16 protein-coding genes are annotated in these 16,841 nt (G+C 67.9%); 1 reads left to right on the top strand and 15 read right to left on the bottom strand.

The features are described 5' to 3' along the window. Nucleotides 1-209: 209 nt before the first annotated feature. Entirely contained in the window at nucleotides 210-1,190 is a 981-nt protein-coding gene (locus NW198_RS01430; RefSeq protein WP_258339730.1) for an IS481 family transposase, read from the top strand. On the opposite strand, the gene secG is transcribed toward NW198_RS01430, so the two are convergent. The 15 genes from secG to NW198_RS01355 form a co-directional block, all read right to left on the bottom strand. Then, nucleotides 1,187-1,438 (bottom strand): preprotein translocase subunit SecG, encoded by a 252-nt coding sequence (secG, locus tag NW198_RS01425; protein ID WP_087313295.1) that lies wholly within the window; start codon nucleotides 1,436-1,438, stop codon nucleotides 1,187-1,189. The two genes, NW198_RS01430 and secG, sit on opposite strands and share 4 nt — an antisense overlap. A gap of 111 nt (nucleotides 1,439-1,549) precedes the next feature. Then, complete coding sequence (gene tpiA / locus NW198_RS01420) at nucleotides 1,550-2,317, bottom strand: triose-phosphate isomerase (protein WP_258339729.1); 768 nt, start codon at nucleotides 2,315-2,317, stop codon at nucleotides 1,550-1,552. Then, the gene (locus NW198_RS01415; RefSeq protein ID WP_087313298.1) at nucleotides 2,310-3,500 is read right to left on the bottom strand and encodes a phosphoglycerate kinase; all 1,191 of its coding nucleotides are present in this window, start codon (nucleotides 3,498-3,500) and stop codon (nucleotides 2,310-2,312) included. Before NW198_RS01415 ends, tpiA begins: the two co-directional genes overlap by 8 nt. 94 nt (nucleotides 3,501-3,594) lie before the next feature. Continuing rightward, on the bottom strand, nucleotides 3,595-4,620 hold the full coding sequence (gap, locus tag NW198_RS01410) for a type I glyceraldehyde-3-phosphate dehydrogenase (protein ID WP_087313300.1): 1,026 nt from the start codon (nucleotides 4,618-4,620) through the stop codon (nucleotides 3,595-3,597). 149 nt (nucleotides 4,621-4,769) lie between these two features. Further along, a complete protein-coding gene (gene whiA / locus NW198_RS01405; protein WP_258339728.1) occupies nucleotides 4,770-5,777 on the bottom strand; it encodes a DNA-binding protein WhiA in 1,008 nt (335 codons plus the stop codon). Nucleotide 5,778: 1 nt separating this feature from the next. Further along, nucleotides 5,779-6,705: an RNase adapter RapZ gene (gene rapZ, locus NW198_RS01400; protein ID WP_087313303.1), complete on the bottom strand. Its 927-nt coding sequence runs from the start codon at nucleotides 6,703-6,705 to the stop codon at nucleotides 5,779-5,781. A gap of 48 nt (nucleotides 6,706-6,753) precedes the next feature. Further along, a complete protein-coding gene (pfkB, locus tag NW198_RS01395; protein WP_258339727.1) occupies nucleotides 6,754-7,656 on the bottom strand; it encodes a 1-phosphofructokinase in 903 nt (300 codons plus the stop codon). Continuing rightward, on the bottom strand, nucleotides 7,653-8,402 hold the full coding sequence (locus tag NW198_RS01390) for a DeoR/GlpR family DNA-binding transcription regulator (protein WP_258339726.1): 750 nt from the start codon (nucleotides 8,400-8,402) through the stop codon (nucleotides 7,653-7,655). Before NW198_RS01390 ends, pfkB begins: the two co-directional genes overlap by 4 nt. Before the next feature lie 5 nt (nucleotides 8,403-8,407). After that, the gene (locus NW198_RS01385; RefSeq protein WP_258339725.1) at nucleotides 8,408-9,490 is read right to left on the bottom strand and encodes a Gfo/Idh/MocA family protein; all 1,083 of its coding nucleotides are present in this window, start codon (nucleotides 9,488-9,490) and stop codon (nucleotides 8,408-8,410) included. Nucleotides 9,491-10,039: 549 nt separating this feature from the next. Next, entirely contained in the window at nucleotides 10,040-10,726 is a 687-nt protein-coding gene (locus NW198_RS01380) for an N-acetylmannosamine-6-phosphate 2-epimerase (protein WP_258339724.1), read from the bottom strand. Nucleotides 10,727-10,853: 127 nt separating this feature from the next. Next, a complete protein-coding gene (locus tag NW198_RS01375) occupies nucleotides 10,854-11,819 on the bottom strand; it encodes an ROK family protein (protein WP_258339723.1) in 966 nt (321 codons plus the stop codon). A gap of 10 nt (nucleotides 11,820-11,829) precedes the next feature. Next, nucleotides 11,830-12,750, bottom strand: a complete 921-nt coding sequence (locus NW198_RS01370; protein ID WP_258339722.1) for a dihydrodipicolinate synthase family protein — start codon at nucleotides 12,748-12,750, stop codon at nucleotides 11,830-11,832. A gap of 153 nt (nucleotides 12,751-12,903) precedes the next feature. Then, on the bottom strand, nucleotides 12,904-13,728 hold the full coding sequence (locus NW198_RS01365; protein ID WP_258339721.1) for an ABC transporter ATP-binding protein: 825 nt from the start codon (nucleotides 13,726-13,728) through the stop codon (nucleotides 12,904-12,906). Next, nucleotides 13,729-15,750 (bottom strand): dipeptide/oligopeptide/nickel ABC transporter permease/ATP-binding protein, encoded by a 2,022-nt coding sequence (locus NW198_RS01360; protein WP_258339720.1) that lies wholly within the window; start codon nucleotides 15,748-15,750, stop codon nucleotides 13,729-13,731. It lies immediately after the preceding gene. Between the two features lie 5 nt (nucleotides 15,751-15,755). Next, complete coding sequence (locus NW198_RS01355) at nucleotides 15,756-16,721, bottom strand: ABC transporter permease (protein ID WP_258339719.1); 966 nt, start codon at nucleotides 16,719-16,721, stop codon at nucleotides 15,756-15,758. Between the last annotated feature and the right edge of the window lie 120 nt (nucleotides 16,722-16,841).

Genomic DNA, 16,841 nt, shown 5'->3' with positions numbered 1-16,841 from the left:
CGCGGCGCAAGTCCCAATTTCAAAAACTTTGGAGCCGCCGCAGTGACTGCCCGGTTAAAAATAAAGCGGCCCCGAGGGGCCGCCGGCAACGCCTGTGGGACTTCCCTAGCTGTTCAGTGCCGATACGTTGTTTACATCCGGAGGGTGACAAATAGGGAGGCCTCCCGCATGCTGTGAGTTGTCTAGGCTTACGGCAGAGGGGGCCTCCCATGTCCCAACATCCTAACGCAAGGCTCACGCCGAGGGGCCGCGAGCTGCTGTGCCGCCGGGTCGCCGGCGGCATGCGCGTCTCGGACGCCGCCCGCCAGATGGGCGTGAGCAGGCAGACCGCGAGCAAGTGGCTCGCCCGGTCCCGCAGGGGCGAGCCCATGTCCGACCGCCCGAGCAGGCCGCTCAGGCTCGCGAGGTCCACGTCGCCCGAGGCCGAGGCGAGGGTCGTCGAGGCGAGGCGCTCCATGCTGCTCGCCCCGCTCGCCCTCGCCGCCGCCACGGGCGTTCCGGCCCGCACCTGCGCCAGGATCGTGGCGCGCTCCGGGCTGCCGCGCCTGGCCGACGTCGACCGCGTGACCGGCGAGGTCCGCCGGAGGGGCCCCGTCACGCCCGCGCGCTACGAGAGGTCGCGCCCCGGCGAGCTCGTGCACGTCGACGTGAAGAAGGTCGCCCGGATCCCCGACGGCGGCGGCTGGCGCGCCCTCGGCAGGGGCGGGGACCCCTACGGCGGGCACTCCGGCGCGGGGGCGTCGTGCCTGCACGTCGCCGTGGACGACTTCTCGAGGGTCGCCTATGCGGAGCTGCTGCCGGACGAGAGGAGGGCCACGTGCTCGGCGTTCGTGTCCCGCTGCCTGGCGTTCTTCGCGGGCCTCGGGGTCGCGGTCGAGCGCGTGATGACCGACAACGGCCCCGGCTACCGCTCGGGCGAGTTCAACGCCCTCCTGGCGTCCGAGGGCGTCCGCCACATATACACCAGGCCATACAGCCCGTGGCAGAACGGCAAGGTAGAGCGCATGAACCGCACGCTGGCGCAGGAGTGGCAGTACGGGAGGGCGTGGGAGAGCGAGGCGGGCAGGGCCGAGGCCCTGCCCGCCTTCATCGAGCACTACAATTGGGGACGTCCGCACAGCGCGTGCGGGGGTCAGCCGCCAATGTCGCGCATCGTCGGCGTAAACAACGTCATGGCACGCAACACCTAGCCGAGGGTGCCCGTGGGGAAGGTCAGCGCCATCACGAGCACACAGACGATGAAGACCGTGGAGGTGATCACCGTGAGGCGGTTGAGGTTCTTCTCGAGCACGCCCGAGCCGGTGCCGGAGTTGTAGAGGGACGAGGCGATCATGTCGGAGACGCCGGTGCCCTTGCCGGAGTGCATGAGGACGAGGATGACGGTGAGCGCGCCGGACAGGAACAGCAGGACCGTCAGGATGATGTTGAGCGGGTTCACGGGATGAGCTCCTTCTGGGGACAGATGCATAACAGCTTGCTATGGTAACACAAGGGGACCCGAGCTCTCGCCCGGGTCCCCTTCTTCACATCTGCCGAGAAGGGCGACAGACTAGGCCATAGCGCTCTTCACCATGGCGGCAAAGCTGTCGGCCTTGAGGGAGGCGCCGCCGACGAGCGCGCCGTCGACGTCCTCCTTCTCCAGGAAGCCGGCGATGTTCTCGGGCTTGGCGGAGCCGCCGTAGAGCACGCGGATGCCCTGGGCGATCTCCTCTCCGAAGACCTCGACGAGGGTGGCACGGATGGCGCCGCAGACCTCCTGGGCGTCGTCGGCCGTGGCGGTCTTGCCGGTGCCGATGGCCCAGATAGGCTCGTAGGCGATCACGTACTTGGAGGGGTCGGTGATCTCGAGGCCCTCGGTGTCCTTCTTGATCTGGTCGACGACGAACTCGACATGCTTGCCGGCCTCGCGGATCTCGAGGGACTCGCCGCAGCAGGAGATGGGCACGATGCCGTGAGCCATGAGGGCCTTGGCCTTCTTGTTCACGTCCTCGTCCGTCTCGCCGAAGTAGTCGCGACGCTCGGAGTGGCCGATGATGCAGTGGGTGGCACCCACGGCCTCGAGCATGTTGGGAGCGGTCTCGCCGGTGTAGGCGCCGGACTCCTCCCAGTAGACGTTCTGGGCGCCGAGCGCAAACGGCGCGGAGGTCTGGTCGATGACCTCGGAGACGCCCTTGAGGTCGACGGCGGGCGGGCAGACGACGACGTCGACGTCGCCGGTGCCGTCCTTGAGCTCATCGGCAAGGCCCTGGGCGAGGACGACGCCCTCGCTGTAGGTCTTGTTCATCTTCCAGTTGCCAGCGATCATCCTCTTACGCATCGAGAAGCGCCTCCACTCCAGGAAGGGCCTTGCCCTCGACGAGCTCCATGGAAGCGCCACCGCCGGTGGAGATCCAGCTCATCTTGTCGGCCAGGCCGAACTTGTTGATGGCCGCGACGGAGTCGCCGCCGCCGATGATCGAGGTGCAGTCGGAGTCCGCGATGGCGCGGGCGACGGCCTCGGTGCCGTGGGCGAAGTTGTCGAACTCGAAGACGCCCATCGGGCCGTTCCAGAAGACGGTCTTGGCGGCCTTGACGGCGTCGGCGTAGAGCTTCTCGGTCTCGGGGCCGATGTCCATGCCCTCGCGGTCATCGGGGATGGCGTCGGAGGCGACGACCTCCGGCACGGCGTCCTCGCCGAAGTGGTCGGCGACGCGGTTGTCGATCGGGAGGAGGATCTTGACGCCCTTCTCCTCGGCCTTCTTCAGCATCTCGCCGGCGCGCTCGACCCAGTCCTCCTCCTTGAGGGACATGCCGACGGACATGCCCTGGGCGAGGAAGAAGGTGTAGGCCATGCCGCCGCCGATGATGAGGGTGTCAGCGGAGTCGATCAGGTGATCGAGGACGCCGATCTTGGAGGACACCTTGGAACCGCCGACGATGGCGACGAAGGGACGCTCGGGCTCGGCGAAGATCGAGGTCAGGGTGTCGACCTCCTTCTCGAGCAGGAAGCCGGCGTAGGCGGGGAGATACGCGGCGGGACCCACGACGGAGCCCTGGGCGCGGTGCGCGGTGCCGAAGGCGTCGAGCACGAAGATGTCGCCGTAGGAGGCGAGGATCTTGGCGATCTCGGGGTCGTTCTTCTTCTCGCGCTTGTCGAAGCGGACGTTCTCGAGGACGAGGATCTCGCCGTCCTGGAGGGCGTCGACGGCGGCCTTGGCCTTCTCGCCATAGGTGTCGTCGACGAACTTCACGTCATAGCCGGTGAGCTCGGCGAGCTTGTCGGCGGCCGGCTTGAGGGAGAACTGGGGCTCGGGGCCGTCGCCCTTGGGACGACCGAGGTGGCTCATGAGGATGATCTTGGCACCCTTGTCCTTGAGGTACTCGATCGTGGGGATGGCGGCGCGGACGCGGGTGTCGTCCGTGACGACGCCGTCCTTCAGGGGGACGTTGAAGTCCACGCGCATAAGGACGCGCTTGCCCGCGACGTCGGCGTCACGGACGGTCTTCTTGGTGAAGGCCATGTTCACTCCTTTGACGTTTTCTTACGAAAAGGGGGTGCGGCCGCGGCCCTGTGAGCTGCGACCGCACCCCTGCGAAGCTGATGCGAAGCGAGAACTACGCGACGAACTTCTCGAAGTACTTGATGGTGCGGACCATCTGAGAGGTGTAGGAGTTCTCGTTGTCGTACCAAGAGGTGACCTGAACGAGGCTCTGGCCGTTGCCGAGATCCTGGACCATGGTCTGAGTGGCGTCGAAGATCGAGCCGTGGGTCTCGCCGATGATGTCGGAGGAAACGATGTCGTCCTCGTTGTAGGCGAAGGTCTCGGGGATGCTCTCGGCGTACGCCTTCATGGCAGCGTTGACCTCGTCGACGGTGACCTTCTTGTCAACGACGCAGTAGAGGTTGGTGATGGAGCCGGTGGGCGTCGGGACGCGCTGGGCGGCACCGATCAGCTTGCCGTTAAGCTCCGGGAGAACCAGGCCGATGGCCTTGGCGGCACCCGTGGAGTTGGGGACGATGTTCTGAGCGCAGGCGCGGGAGCGACGCTTGTTGCCCTTGCGCTGCGGGCCGTCGAGCGGCATCTGGTCGCCGGTGTAGGCGTGAATGGTGGTCATGATGCCGGAGACGATCGGCGCGAAGTCGTTGAGACCCTTGGCCATCGGGGCGAGGCAGTTGGTGGTGCAGGAAGCCGCGGAGATGATGTTGTCATCGGCGGTCAGCTGCTCGTGGTTGACGTTGTAGACGATCGTGGGGAGGTCGTTGCCCGCGGGAGCGGAGATGACGACCTTCTTGGCGCCGGCGTCGATGTGAGCCTGAGCCTTGGCCTTGGAGGTGTAGAAGCCGGTGCACTCGAGGACGACGTCAACGCCGAGCTCGCCCCAGGGGAGCTTGGAGGCGTCGGCCTCCTTGTAGATGGTGATCTTCTTGCCGTCGACGGTGATGGAGTCCTCGCCGGCCTCGACCTTGTGGTCGCGAGCGTAGTTGCCCTGCGTGGTGTCATACTTCAGGAGGTACGCGAGCATGTCGGGGGAGGTGAGGTCGTTGATGGCGACGATCTCGGAGCCCTCGTGACCGAACATCTGACGGAAAGCCAGACGGCCGATGCGACCAAAGCCGTTGATAGCAACCTTTACTGCCATGCTTTCTCCTTTCACGGGGCCGACGGGGCTTCTCCCCGGCGGACCAAAGCACACATGGGCATGACGCCCTTGCCACCCGATAGTGTACCCCACACGCGCCGGCGCGTATCCCCAAAACTGAACGAAGGGGTAATTTGAGCCGCAGACGCTCAGGTTTGCCCGGCTGACGTGAGATTGTTCCCGGACCCGAGCGAGTCTGCGGGCGAGGCGGCGGCTCTGCTCGCCTCCCCCTCCGCCTCCTCGACGATCTCCTGGAGGCGTAGCACCCGGTGATACATCGCGGACTTCGATGCCGGCGGGTCGAGCTCCTCCCCCAGCGCGGCGAGCGAGAGCTCGGGGTGGGCGCGTCGCGCCGCACAGAAGGAGCGCAGGGCGGGCGGCAGCGCGGCGAGCCCCACGCTGCGCTCCGCGCGCTCGATGAGGTCGAGCTGGGAGGCGGCAGCGCCCGTCGAGCGGGCCTGGTTGGCCATCTCCGCGTTGACGCGCCGGTTGACGTCGTTTTTGACGGACTTCTTCGCGCGGGCCACCTCGACGACGCGCGCCATGCGCCGCGCGCCCATCGCCCGCAGGAGCGCGATGACGTCGTCGTAGCTCTTGAGATAGATCGCGTAGGCGCCGCGCCGGCGGTTCACGCGCGCGGAGACGCCGAAGGAGTCGATCAGCGCCGCGAGGTCGCGCGCGAAGTCCTCACCCGTGACCGCGATCTCCAGGTGGAAGTCCCCGCGCGGGTCGGCGATGAAGCCGCCGGCCATGAAGGCGCCGCGCACGAAGGCCTCGCGCGCCGGGCGGGTGCCCAGCAGCGCGGCGGGCGCGCCGGTGGCGAGCCCGCGCCCGGGCACGAGGATGCCCAGGCGCACGAGGTCCGCCGCGAGCTCGTCCTGCTCGGGCATCTCGATGAGGTAGTTGCGCGTCTTGTGCAGCACCGAGCGGCGCACGGTGAGCGAGGTCTCGAGGTCGAAGAGCTTGTGCGTGAGCTTGATGACCGTGCGCGCCACCGCGCCCGTCTCCGTGGCGATGCGGATCGAGTAGCGCCCCGAGCCCCGAAACGACATCGTGCCGCACACGCGGATGAGGGCGGAGAGCTGGGCGAGCTCGCATGCCGGCATGGGCGCCTCGACGCGCGAGAGCTCGTCTTTGACCTCGGCGGTAAACGACATGCTAGCTCGTCCTCACGTTGGCGAGCGAAAGGTCGCGGTGCGACAGGCTCACGTGGTAGCCGCCCTTCTCGAGGTAGGCGGCCGTGGCCGAGGCGATGGCGACGCTCCTGTGCTGGCCGCCCGTGCACCCCACCGCGATGGAGAGGTGGCTCTTGCCCTCGGCGACGTAGCCCGGCATCGCGACGTCGAGCAGGCTGTACCAGGCCTCGAGGAACCTCTCAGTGGTGGGGTTTTGCAGGACGAAGTCGGCGACCAGCCGGTCGTTGCCGGTGAGCGTGCGCATCTGCGGGTCGTAGAAGGGATTGGGCAGGAAGCGCACGTCGATCATGAGGTCGGCCTCGACGGGCATGCCGTGCTTGAAGCCAAAGGAGAAGACCGAGACCTCCATGAGCTGCTGGTCGGAGAGCTCCGAGAAGGCGCGGCGCAGGCGGGTGCGCAGCGCGCTCGTACGCAGGCGGCTCGTGTCAATGACGAGGTCGGCGGTGTCGCGGATGCCTGCGAGCTGCGCGCGCTCGCGCTCGATGGCCGTGGCGACGCCCTCCCCCGGCGCGGCGAGCGGGTGGCGGCGGCGGTTCTCGTCGTAGCGGCGCATGAGGACGTCGTCGGTGGTGTCGAGAAAGACCACGCTGACCGTGAGCTCGTGCTCGCGGAGCTGCTTGATCGAGTCGGAGAACTCGTCGAAGAGGCCCTGGGAGCGCAGGTCGCAGGTCACGGCGAGGTGCCGGCCCACGCCCGAGTTGATGCCCACGAGCTCGGCGAGCTGCAGAAGCAGCCGCGGCGGCAGGTTGTCGATGCAGAAGTAGCCCATGTCCTCGAAGACGTGCAGCGCCTGCGTGCGCCCCGAGCCGGACATGCCCGTGATCACCACGACGTCCGGCACGCGCGCCGCGCTCTCGGCCGCTCGCATCCGCTGGCTCGCGTCTGGCATGGTCTCTCCCCTCGACGTCCCTCTCGCCAGTATACGGCAGGCGGGCGGCTACGACCTAGCGAGCAGCGCCTCCACCTCCGGCCGAGTGGCCAGGTGGTCGGAAAACGCGCTGGCAGAGCCGGTGGCAAGAGCCATGCGGAAGGCGTCCTCGTAGCTGCCGGTCTCCATGAGGCCCGCGAGGAACCCCGCCACGGAGGAGTCCCCGGCGCCCACGGAGTTGACCACGGTGCCGCGCGCCGCCGGGCTCTGGTGCACGGCGCCCGTCTCGTCCACGAGCACGCCGCCCTCCCCCGCCATCGAGACGAGCACGTTGGTGGCGCCCAGCTCCTGAAGCTTCCGGGCGTACGGCACGACCTCGTCGCGCGTGCGCAGCGTGACCCCAAAGATGTCCCCGAGCTCGTGGTTGTTGGGCTTCACGAGGAAGGGGCGGTACGGCAGGACCCGCGTGAGCAGGTCGCGCTCCGCGTCCACGGCGACGCAGACGCCGCGGCCGGCAAGGCGCGCCATGATGCGCTCGTACAGGTCGTGCGGGAGCGTCGCCGGCACGGAACCGGAGATGACGAGCGTGTCGCCGTCGCCCAGCGCGTCCAGCTTGGCGAGAAGAACCTCGAGGTCCTTCTCGGCGACTCTGGGCCCCATGCCGTTGAGCTCGGTCTCCTCTGTGGACTTGACCTTGACGTTGATGCGGGTCATGCCCTCTTCGACGCGGATGAAGTCGGCGTCGACGCCCGCCTCAGCGCAGAGGCGGCAGAGCTCGTCGCCCGTGAAGCCCGCGACGAAGCCGAGCGCGCGGCTCTTGTGCCCGAGGTTGCCGAGCACGATGGAGACGTTCACGCCCTTGCCGCCCGGGAGCACCTGCTCGTAGGCGGTGCGGTTGATCGCGCCCAGGCGCATGTCGTCCACGCGGACGATGTAGTCGAGCGACGGGTTGAACGTGACGGTGCAGATCACAGCGACACCTCCATGACGTTGTCGAAGCTCCGATACTCGGCGGGGACGTCCCCGCAGGTGACGATCGTGGCGTCGCAGAAGTCCGCGAACGTGACGAGGCTCGTGCGGCCGAGCTTGGAGGCGTCGGCGAGCACGTAGCGCCGCGTGGCGCGCGCCATCGACGCCTGCTTGACCATGGCCTCGTTGGGCTCGGGCGTGGTGAGACCCGCCTCCGGCGTGATGCCGTTGGAGCCCCAGAACCCCAGCGTGAAGTGGAGGCGCGAGAGGGCGTCGAGGGCGCCGGGACCCACGAGCGCCTCGGTCGCGCTCTTGAGCTCGCCGCCGAGCACCGTCACCGAGAGCCCGCGGGCCGCCAGGCGGATGGCGTGGGAGACCGAGTCGGTCACGTAGCCCGCGCGCGTGGGCGGCAGCAGGTCGAGCAGGATCTCCGTGGTGGAGCCGGCGTCGAGGTAGACGAAATCGTCGGGTCCCACGAGCGAGGCGGCGTGCGCGCAGATGGCGCGCTTCTCCTCGTCGTGCAGGCCGTGGCGCTCCCCCAATGTGAGGTCGCGCGTGAGATGCGCCGACTCGCGGGTGGTGGCGCCGCCGTGGACCTTGACAAGCTGGTGCGCCTGGTCGAGCTTGTCGAGGTCGCGGCGGATGGTGGACTCGGAGGTCTCGAGCGCGGCGGCGAGCTCCGGCACGGTGACGGTCCCGCGCAGGCGCACCATCTCGACGATGCGCGCGTGGCGCTCTGCGGTCAGCATGGGGCTCACGCCTCCTCGGGGTAGGTGACGCCCCAGGAGCGGCGCACGTCGGTCATGAGGCGCATGACGTCGGCGGCGGTGTCGATCAGGCCCGCGGCCCGGGCGTCGCCGGCGACGGCGCGCTCGAGGTCGGCCATCTCGTAGCAGAGCGCGTAGCCCTCGACGCCGGCGGACACGGTCTCGCGGCGGCCGTCTTCGGTCCACACGATCGTTGCCGTGTCGGCGCGCGGGTACTCCATGATCTCGACGTAGCACTTGTCGAAGCTGAGCACGGCGCGCTTGGGCTGCTTGGAGTGGAGCGTGAGCGAGACCACGCCGATCTGGCCCTCCTGGTTGCGGCAGACGATGCCGCCCGCCACGTCCACGCCCGTCTCGCAGAGGTTGCCGAGCGAGAGCACCTCGGTGGGCTGGCTCTCCATGAAGAGGCGCATGATGCTGAGCGCATAGACGCCGATGTCGAGCATCGCGCCGCCGGCGAGGTTGATGTTGTAGAAGCGGTTGGTGAGGTCGCCGTACTCCTTAAAGGAGCCAAAGTTGACCTGCGCGAGGTTCATGCGACCGAACTCGCCGGCGTCCGCGCGACGGCGTAGCTCCCGGTAGAGCGGCATGTGCAGGATCGTGGTGGCGTCCATCAGCACGACGCCCGCGGCGGCCGCGAGGGCGCGGGCCTCGTCGAGCTCCTCGGAGTTGAGGGTGATGGACTTCTCGCAGAGCACGTGCTTGCCCGCGGCGAGCGCTCCGCGCAGGTAGGTGATGTGCGTGTTGTGCGGGGTGGTGATGTAGACGGCGTCGACCTCGGGGTCGGCGTAGAGCTCCTCGAAGGAGTCGTAGGCCTTCTCGACGTGGTGCTTCTCGGCAAAGGCGACGGCCTTCTCGCGGGTGCGGTTGGCGACGCCGTGCAGGCGACGCCCGGCGAGGGCAAGCGAGGTCGCCATCTGGTTGGCGATGACGCCGCAGCCAATGACCGCCCAGCGGAGCTGCGGTGCGGTGAAGACGTCGTCGGGGAACGGGCGGTTCTCGATGGCCTCGAAGGCGGCGGCCGCCGCGGCGGCGGAGTCGAGCGGGGCGTTCTTCTCGGTATCTGACATGGGTCCTCCCTCTCTGGGGTTCTGGGCTGATTTCATTTTCGCGCAACTTCAGTCATGTTTGCGCATCTTTGCGCATTATGACGGAAAACGGTAGGATATCACGCGTAAGCGGTCATTTCTGCGCAGTTTTGCGCATGTTCGCGCAGATTCATGCGGCTATGATCGTGACCTTGTCGATAAGAACGCTGAGCGGACGCTAGTACGTTTGTGAGAGGGTGCGGCGTCCGGACGGTTCTGGGTGGGAAAGCGTCCGGAGCCCGCATGTCCCTCGGGTAGGTGCGGCGTCCGGACGGTTCTGGGTGGGAAAGCGTCCGGAATCCGCATGTCCCTGAGGAGGGTGCGGCGTCCGGACGGTTTGTCGAGAAGAACCGTCCGGAACGCGCACCCAGAGAGGAAGGATGCGGCGTGTGGACGGTTCACAGGGCAAAACCGTCCACACGCCGCTCGCTCTTCTCAACCCAAAGAAAACGTGCCGGTTCCGGACGGTCTGAGGCTGAAAACCGTCCGGAATCGGCACGAACCGGTCACGCGCCGGCGAGAAGGACTCCCCTACTCGATCGCGGCCTTGAACCACTTGGTGAGGGAGGTGGGGTGCGTGATGCCCGTGCCCACGACCACGGCCCAGGCGCCGGCGTCGATGGCGGTCTTGCCGTCGGCGGGCGTGTGGACGTGACCCTCGCAGATGATCGGGTAGTCGGGGAACTCCGAGGTGGCCTGCTTGAGCAGCGGCACGTCGGGGCCGTCGTCCATCGTGGTGTCGATGGCGGCCTTGTTGTGGGAAAGCGTGGTGGAGACGAGGTCGCAGCCGCAGGCGACGGCGTTGCGGATGTCGTCGATGGTCATGCAGTCGGCCATGATGAGGACGTCGGACTGCTCGCGGATGGCCTTGACGGTCTCCTCGAAGGTGCGCCCGTCCGGGCGCGGGCGGTCGGTGGCGTCGAGGGCCACCACGTCGGCGCCGGCGTTGACGCAGGCCATCGCGTGACGCAGGGTCGGGGTGATGTAGACGCCCTCGTGACCCTCCTTCCACAGGCCGATCACGGGGATCTCGACGCGACCCTTGATGGCGGCGATGTCGGAGAGGCCCTGGCAGCGGATGGCGGCGGCGCCGCCGAGCTCGCAGGCGCGGGCCATCTGGGCCATGGTCTCGGGGTGGCGCAGCGGCTCGCCGGGATAGGCCTGGACGGAGACGATGAGCTTGCCCTTGAGGGACTGGACGAGCGGTGAGATGGGCATGGTTCCTCCTTAGGATGTGACAATTAGGACAGGTTACATTGTCACATCGTCAAACGCTGCTCGATTCCGGGCCCCTGGAGGGGGATGTGACAATTAAACCTGTCCTAATTGTCACATCCCCCGGGTGTTAGTCGGAGACCTCCGCGTAGCCGGAGGCCACGAAGTTCTCGGCCGCGCCGATCAGCGGCGCGTCGCCGCCGAGCTCGCCGCCCACGATGGGCGTGGTGGCGACGGGCGGCATGGCCTGGCCCTTGAAGGCCTCTGCCAAGGCGTCGGACCAGTCCGGGCCGCACTGGGCCACGGAGCCCGAGAGGATCACGACGTCCGGGTCGAGCATGTTGCACATGCTGCCGAGCACCTCGCCGAGGGCGCGGCCCGCACGGGCCTCGGCCGCCTTGGCGTTGGCGTCGCCCACGGCGGCGCGGCGGTCGATCTCCGCGCCGTCGATCGGCGTGCCGTCGGGCAGGGTCTCGTCCCCGCCCAGGCGCACGTACTCGCGGATGATGCCGGGGCCTGCCGCGATGGGCTCGAGGTGGCCGGTCGCGCCGCAGGAGCAGGGCACGTCGGCGGCGGCGGGGCAGCAGACGTGGCCGATGTGGCCGGCCTCGTCGTGCGCTCCGAGCATGATCTTGCCGTACTCGACGAAGGCGCCGCCGATGCCGGTGCCCACGGCGGCAACCAGACAGCTCTTCTTGTCGCGGCCGCCGCCCCAGCGGGCCTCGCCGAGGGCGTGGGCGTGGACGTCGTTCAGGACGCGGCAGGGCAGGCCCGTTGCCGCGGTGACCTCGGCGCCCAGGTGGGTGCCGCCCCAGCCGGGCATGAGCTCGTTGGCGAAGGTGATGTCGCCGTTTCTGGGGTTGACCACGCCTGCGGAGGAGATGCCCACGCCCACGGGCTTCTCGTCCGCGCGCTCGATGGCGGCCTTGACCTGCTCGAGCACGGTGGCGAGCACATGGGCGCCGCCCTCCATGGCCTCGGTGGGAACCTTCTGGACCTTCTCGATGACCGGCGCCTCACCGCCGAGGGTCACCAGCCCGCACGCGATCTTGGTGCCGCCGATGTCGACGGCGACGATGGTCTGGGTCTCAGCCATGGGAACCTCCCTAGAGAAGCCCGTTGTCGACGAGGACCTTCTTGATGGCCTCGACGTTGGCGCCCTCGAGGGCCTTGACCGGGCGCGGCATGGTGTTGGAGTCAAAGATGCCGAGCAGCATGAGGGCGGTCTTGAAGGCGCCCACGCCGCCCGCGTAGCCCTGGACGCCGGTCGTGACGTCGAAGATGTGGGAGATCTCGTTGACGCGGTCCTGCTCGGCCTTGACGGTGGCCCAGTCACCGGCCTCAGCGGCCTTCCACATGCGGACGTAGCCGGCGGGCTCGACGTTGGCGAGGCCCGGGACCGAGCCGTCCGCGCCGGAGAGGTACGCGCCGTCGACCACGATCTCGTGGCCGGTGAGCAGGGACAGAGGATGCCCCGCCTTCTCGTTCTCCTGGCAGAGGTAGCGGAAGGAGATGTCGTCGCCGGAGGAGTCCTTGACGCCGGCGAGCACGCCCTCGCGGCCGAGCTTGACGAGCAGCGGCCACGGGAGCTTGGTGTGGACGCAGACCGGGATGTCGTAGGCAAAGATCGGCAGGTCGAGCTCCTCGTGCAGGATGCGGAAGTGCTCCTCGACCTCGGTCATGCCGCCGAGGGCGTAGAAGGGGGCGGTGGCGACGAGCGCGTCGGCGCCGAGCTCCTGGGCGACCTTGCCGTGCTCGAGCACGCGCTCGGTCTCGGTGTCGATGATGCCCACCAGGACGGGCACGCGGTGGTCGACGATGCGGATGGCCTCGGTGATGATCTGACGGCGACGCTCGTCGGTGGAGAAGACGACCTCGCCGGAGGAGCCGAGGAAGAACAGGCCGTCGACGCCGGCGTCGATCATGTAGTTGATGAGGCGCTCGAAGGACGGGACGTCGAGCTCGTGGTCGGGCGTGTCGGGGACGACGACGGGCGGGACGACGCCTCTGATCTTGAAGTCTGCCATGCTGATCCTTTCTCGTGAGCGGCGGGGGGATACCGCCGAGCGATGGATGGAGCACTCAGATGCTACGGCACGGAGGGCGAGAAGAACGTGCCGCCGGCCGATTTCGAAAAGCGGGCGCGCCCGGAGGCGCGCCCGCATCCGAACGGGTGTGACCTACTTGCCCAGGTTGGGGTGGAGCAGCGAGGGGGCCGCGCCGAGGAGCGTCTTGGTGTAGGCGTCCTGCGGGTCCTCGAAGATCTGCTTCGCGGGGCCCTGCTCCATGATCTGGCCGTGGTTCATGACGACGATGCGGTCGGAGATGTAGCGCTCCGTCTGGATGTCGTGGCTGATGAAGACCATGGCGAGGCCGAGCTCCTTCTTGAGGTCCGTGAGCAGGTTCAGGATCTGCGCGCGGACGGAGACGTCGAGGGCCGACGTGGGCTCGTCGGCGATGATGACGTCAGGCTGGAGCGACAGGGCGCGCGCGATGGCGACGCGCTGGCGCTGGCCGCCGGAGAGCTGGCCGGGCAGCGCGTACATCGCCGATGACGGCAGGCCGACGATGCCGAGCAGCTCGTTGACGCGGGCCTCGCGCTCGTCCTCGGTGCCGACCTTGTGGACGATCAGTGGGTCGAGCAGCTGGTCGTGCACGGACATGCGCGGGTTCAGGGCCGTGGCCGGGTTCTGGAACACGACGGAGACCACGCGGCCGATCTTCTTGCGGAGCTCGGCGGTGCGCTTGGTGACGTCGTCGCCCTTGAAGTAGACGTGGCCGTCGGTCGGCGACTGAAGGCCGCACATGACGTTGGCCGTGGTGGACTTGCCGCAGCCGGACTCGCCGACGATGCCGATCGTCTCGCCGGGCATGAGCTTGAGCGTCAGGCCGTTGACGGCGTGAACGAGGTTGGGGTGGAACAGCGAGCCCGTGCGGGACTTGAACGTGACCGAGATGTTGTCCAGGAAGATGATGGGCGTCTGCTCGGTGTTCTTCTCCGCCATCTACCTCACCTCCAGACGGGAAACGAGACCGTTCTTGGCGAGCTCCTCGTCGGGGATCTCCGAGACGAGATGGTGCTCGGCGCCGGGAACGGGCTTGAGGATGGGATGGACGTCGAGTCCCACCGTCGGGTGGCTCGAGCGCGGGGCGAAGCGGTCGCCCTTGGGGAAGTCCGCGGGGCTCGGGACGGAGCCGGGGACCTGGTGCAGACGGCTGCCGTCGTGCGCCTCGATGGAGAGGACGGCGCCGAGCAGGCCCTGGGTATACTCGTGGATCGGGTTGGTGAGCAGCTCCTTGGTGGGGGCGGACTCGATGACCTGGCCGGCGTACATGACGGTGATCTCGGAGGCGACCTCGGCGACGAGCGCCAGGTCGTGGGACACGAAGATCATCGCGAAGCCGAGCTGCTTCTGAAGGTCGTTCAGGAGCTTGATGACCTGCTTCTGGACCGTCACGTCAAGGGCCGTGGTGGGCTCGTCGCAGATCACCAGCGACGGGTTGCGCGTGAGCGCCATGGCGATGATGACGCGCTGGCACTGGCCGCCGGAGAGCTCGTGCGGGTAGGACTCGAGCGTGCGCTTGGGGTCGAGGCCGACGAGCTCGAGGAGCTCCTCGGCGCTGCGGGTGCCGCCGCGGCTCGTGAGCTGCTTCATCTGCGCGGAGATGAGCATGGAGGGGTTGAGCGAGGACAGGGAGTCCTGGTAGACCATCGCGAGCTCGTGGCCCAGCAGCTTGCGGTGCTCCTCCTTGGAGAGCTTGAGCAGGTCCTGGCCCTTGTAGAGGACCTGGCCCTCGATGCGGGCGCTGTCGGGCAGCAGGTTCATGATGGTCTTGGTGGTGATGGACTTGCCGCAGCCGGACTCGCCGACGAGCGCCATGCACTGGCCGGGACGGACGTCGAAGGAGACGTTGTCGACCACGTGGACGTCGCCGTGGCGCGGGAAGCCGATCGAGAGGTTCTTGACCTGGAGGATCGGCTCGACCGAGTAGTCGGGCACGCGGCGGTCGGTGCGGGCGAGCTCCACCTCGCGAAGGGCCCCGAGGCGACGGGCGAGGGAGTCGGCCTGTTCCTTGTAGGCGCGGACGGGGTCGGCGACGAGGAGGTCGGCCTCGCGACGGCTGTCGGCGTTCTCGTTGGAGACGGGCGCGGACGGGGCGGCGGCCATGGCGTCGGTCAGGCCCTCGGACAGGATGTTGAGGGCAAGGCAGGTGACCATGATCGCGATGCCCGGGAACAGGGCCTGCCACCAGCGGCCGAGCAGGACGCCGTCACGCGCGGAGGACAGGATGTTGCCCCACGTGGGGGTGGGCTCGGCGATGCCGGCGCCGATGAAGGTCAGGGACGCCTCGAAGATGATGGCGTCGGCGACGAGGGTCACCGTGAAGACCATGATCGGCGCGATGCAGTTGCGCAGGACGTGCTTCATGAGGATCCACGGGGCGCGGGCGCCGGAGACGATGACCGCGCGGACGTAGTCCTCGCCGTACTCGGACACCACGTTGGCGCGGACGATGCGCGCGATCTGCGGCGTGTACATGAAGCCGATCGAGAAGATGATGGCCGGGACGGAGTTGCCCAGGATGAGCACCAGGATGGCCGCGAGGGCGATGCCCGGGATGGACATGATGACGTCGAGGACGCGCATGATGACCTCGGAGACGGCCTTGCGCGCGACGGCCGCGACGGCGCCGATGATGGAGCCGAGGACGAGCGCGAACGCAGTGGCGCCGAAGCCGATCACGAGCGAGTACTGACCGCCGTAGAGCATGCGGGAGAGGATGTCGCGGCCGGCGTTGTCCGTGCCGAAGAGGTAGGTCCCGTCGGGCGGCTGGTAGGCCTTGGTGATCTCGAGCGGGTCGTGCGGGGCGATGACCGGTGCCAGGATGGCGGAGAGCGCCACGAGGACGAGAAGGACGAGCGAGATCTTGCTCGGGACGCTCATGTTCTTGAGGCCGTGGAACTTGGCGCCCCTGGACGCGGCCTTCTCGAGCTGGGCGGTCTTGTTCTCTCTGATCTTAGTCATGGGGCCTACACCGTCCTAATGCGCGGGTTGATCAGCAGGTAGAGCATGTCAACCACGATGTTGATGATGACGAAGGCCAGAGCCACGACCACGACGACGCCCTGGACGAGCATGATCTCGCCGCCGGTGATGCCCTGCTGGATGAGGGTGCCCATGCCCGGGAGGGCAAAGATGACCTCGATGACGACCGCGCCGCCCATGAGGTAGCCGATCTTGAGGCCGAGGGTGGTGACGGGCGTGATGAGGGCGTTGCGCAGAACGTTCTTGGCGATGACGACGTTCTCGGGGATGCCCGAGCCGCGAGCCGTCTGCACGTAGTCCTTGTCGAGCTCCTCGACCATGGCGGTGCGCACGATGCGCGTCATCTGGCCGATGACCGGGAAGGCCAGGGCGATGGCGGGCATGATCATGCGGCCGAAGTAGCCGCCGGGGTTGGTGAAGATGTCGGGGAGCGCGCCGGAGGACGGGAAGACGCGCGTGAGCCCGGCCATGGTCACCAGAAGGATGAGCAGGACCGCCAGCCAGAAGGACGGCGTCGCGATGCCTGCGATCGATATCACTCGGATTATCTGGTCGGGCCACTTGTCACGGTAGAGCGCCGATATGACGCCGAGCGTGAACGAGAAGACCGCGGCGATCAGAAGGCCGAAGAAGGTGAGCTGCATCGTGATCGGCAGGGCCGAGGCGATGGCGGTGGCGACGGGTGTCTGGCGGCTGCCGTAGGTGCCCAGGTCGCCCTGGACGAGGCCGCCGATGTAGTCGACGTAGCGAACCGGCCACGGGTCGTTCATGCCGTGCTCGTCCATGTACTCCGCGACCGCCTCGGGCGACGCGCCCTCACCGAGGACGGTGCGCGCGGGGATGGAGGGGTCGGTGAAGGACATGAGGAAGAACACGAGCAGGGTGACGCCCAGGGCCATGATCGGCAGCGCGATGATGCGCCGGCCGATGAGGCGCAGAAGGTTGTTCATACCCTCTCCTCTCTCAATGCCTGCAGTACAGAGAGGGGCCCGAGCGAACCTAAGCCCGGGCCCCTCGAACGTCCTTGTTGATCCCCAGCCTTTCAGTGGGGAACGGAAACGTTGCTCGAG

It is taken from the genome of Thermophilibacter sp. ET337 (assembly GCF_024733715.1).
Lineage (GTDB): Bacteria > Actinomycetota > Coriobacteriia > Coriobacteriales > Atopobiaceae > Thermophilibacter.
Note: the sequence above shows the minus strand (reverse complement) of the source record. Positions and strands in the feature narration are given on the sequence as shown.

Coding starts and splice junctions, on each gene's coding strand:
- NW198_RS01385 (WP_258339725.1), bottom strand. CDS start 9,490: ATGTCAGATACCGAGAAGAACGCCCCGCTCGACTCCGCCGCCGCGGCG.
- gap (WP_087313300.1), bottom strand. CDS start 4,620: ATGGCAGTAAAGGTTGCTATCAACGGCTTTGGTCGCATCGGCCGTCTG.
- NW198_RS01370 (WP_258339722.1), bottom strand. CDS start 12,750: ATGGCAGACTTCAAGATCAGAGGCGTCGTCCCGCCCGTCGTCGTCCCC.
- NW198_RS01415 (WP_087313298.1), bottom strand. CDS start 3,500: ATGGCCTTCACCAAGAAGACCGTCCGTGACGCCGACGTCGCGGGCAAG.
- NW198_RS01380 (WP_258339724.1), bottom strand. CDS start 10,726: ATGCCCATCTCACCGCTCGTCCAGTCCCTCAAGGGCAAGCTCATCGTC.
- tpiA (WP_258339729.1), bottom strand. CDS start 2,317: ATGCGTAAGAGGATGATCGCTGGCAACTGGAAGATGAACAAGACCTAC.
- NW198_RS01355 (WP_258339719.1), bottom strand. CDS start 16,721: ATGAACAACCTTCTGCGCCTCATCGGCCGGCGCATCATCGCGCTGCCG.
- rapZ (WP_087313303.1), bottom strand. CDS start 6,705: ATGCCAGACGCGAGCCAGCGGATGCGAGCGGCCGAGAGCGCGGCGCGC.
- NW198_RS01390 (WP_258339726.1), bottom strand. CDS start 8,402: ATGCTGACCGCAGAGCGCCACGCGCGCATCGTCGAGATGGTGCGCCTG.
- NW198_RS01360 (WP_258339720.1), bottom strand. CDS start 15,750: ATGACTAAGATCAGAGAGAACAAGACCGCCCAGCTCGAGAAGGCCGCG.
- NW198_RS01365 (WP_258339721.1), bottom strand. CDS start 13,728: ATGGCGGAGAAGAACACCGAGCAGACGCCCATCATCTTCCTGGACAAC.
- whiA (WP_258339728.1), bottom strand. CDS start 5,777: ATGTCGTTTACCGCCGAGGTCAAAGACGAGCTCTCGCGCGTCGAGGCG.
- NW198_RS01430 (WP_258339730.1), top strand. CDS start 210: ATGTCCCAACATCCTAACGCAAGGCTCACGCCGAGGGGCCGCGAGCTG.
- NW198_RS01375 (WP_258339723.1), bottom strand. CDS start 11,819: ATGGCTGAGACCCAGACCATCGTCGCCGTCGACATCGGCGGCACCAAG.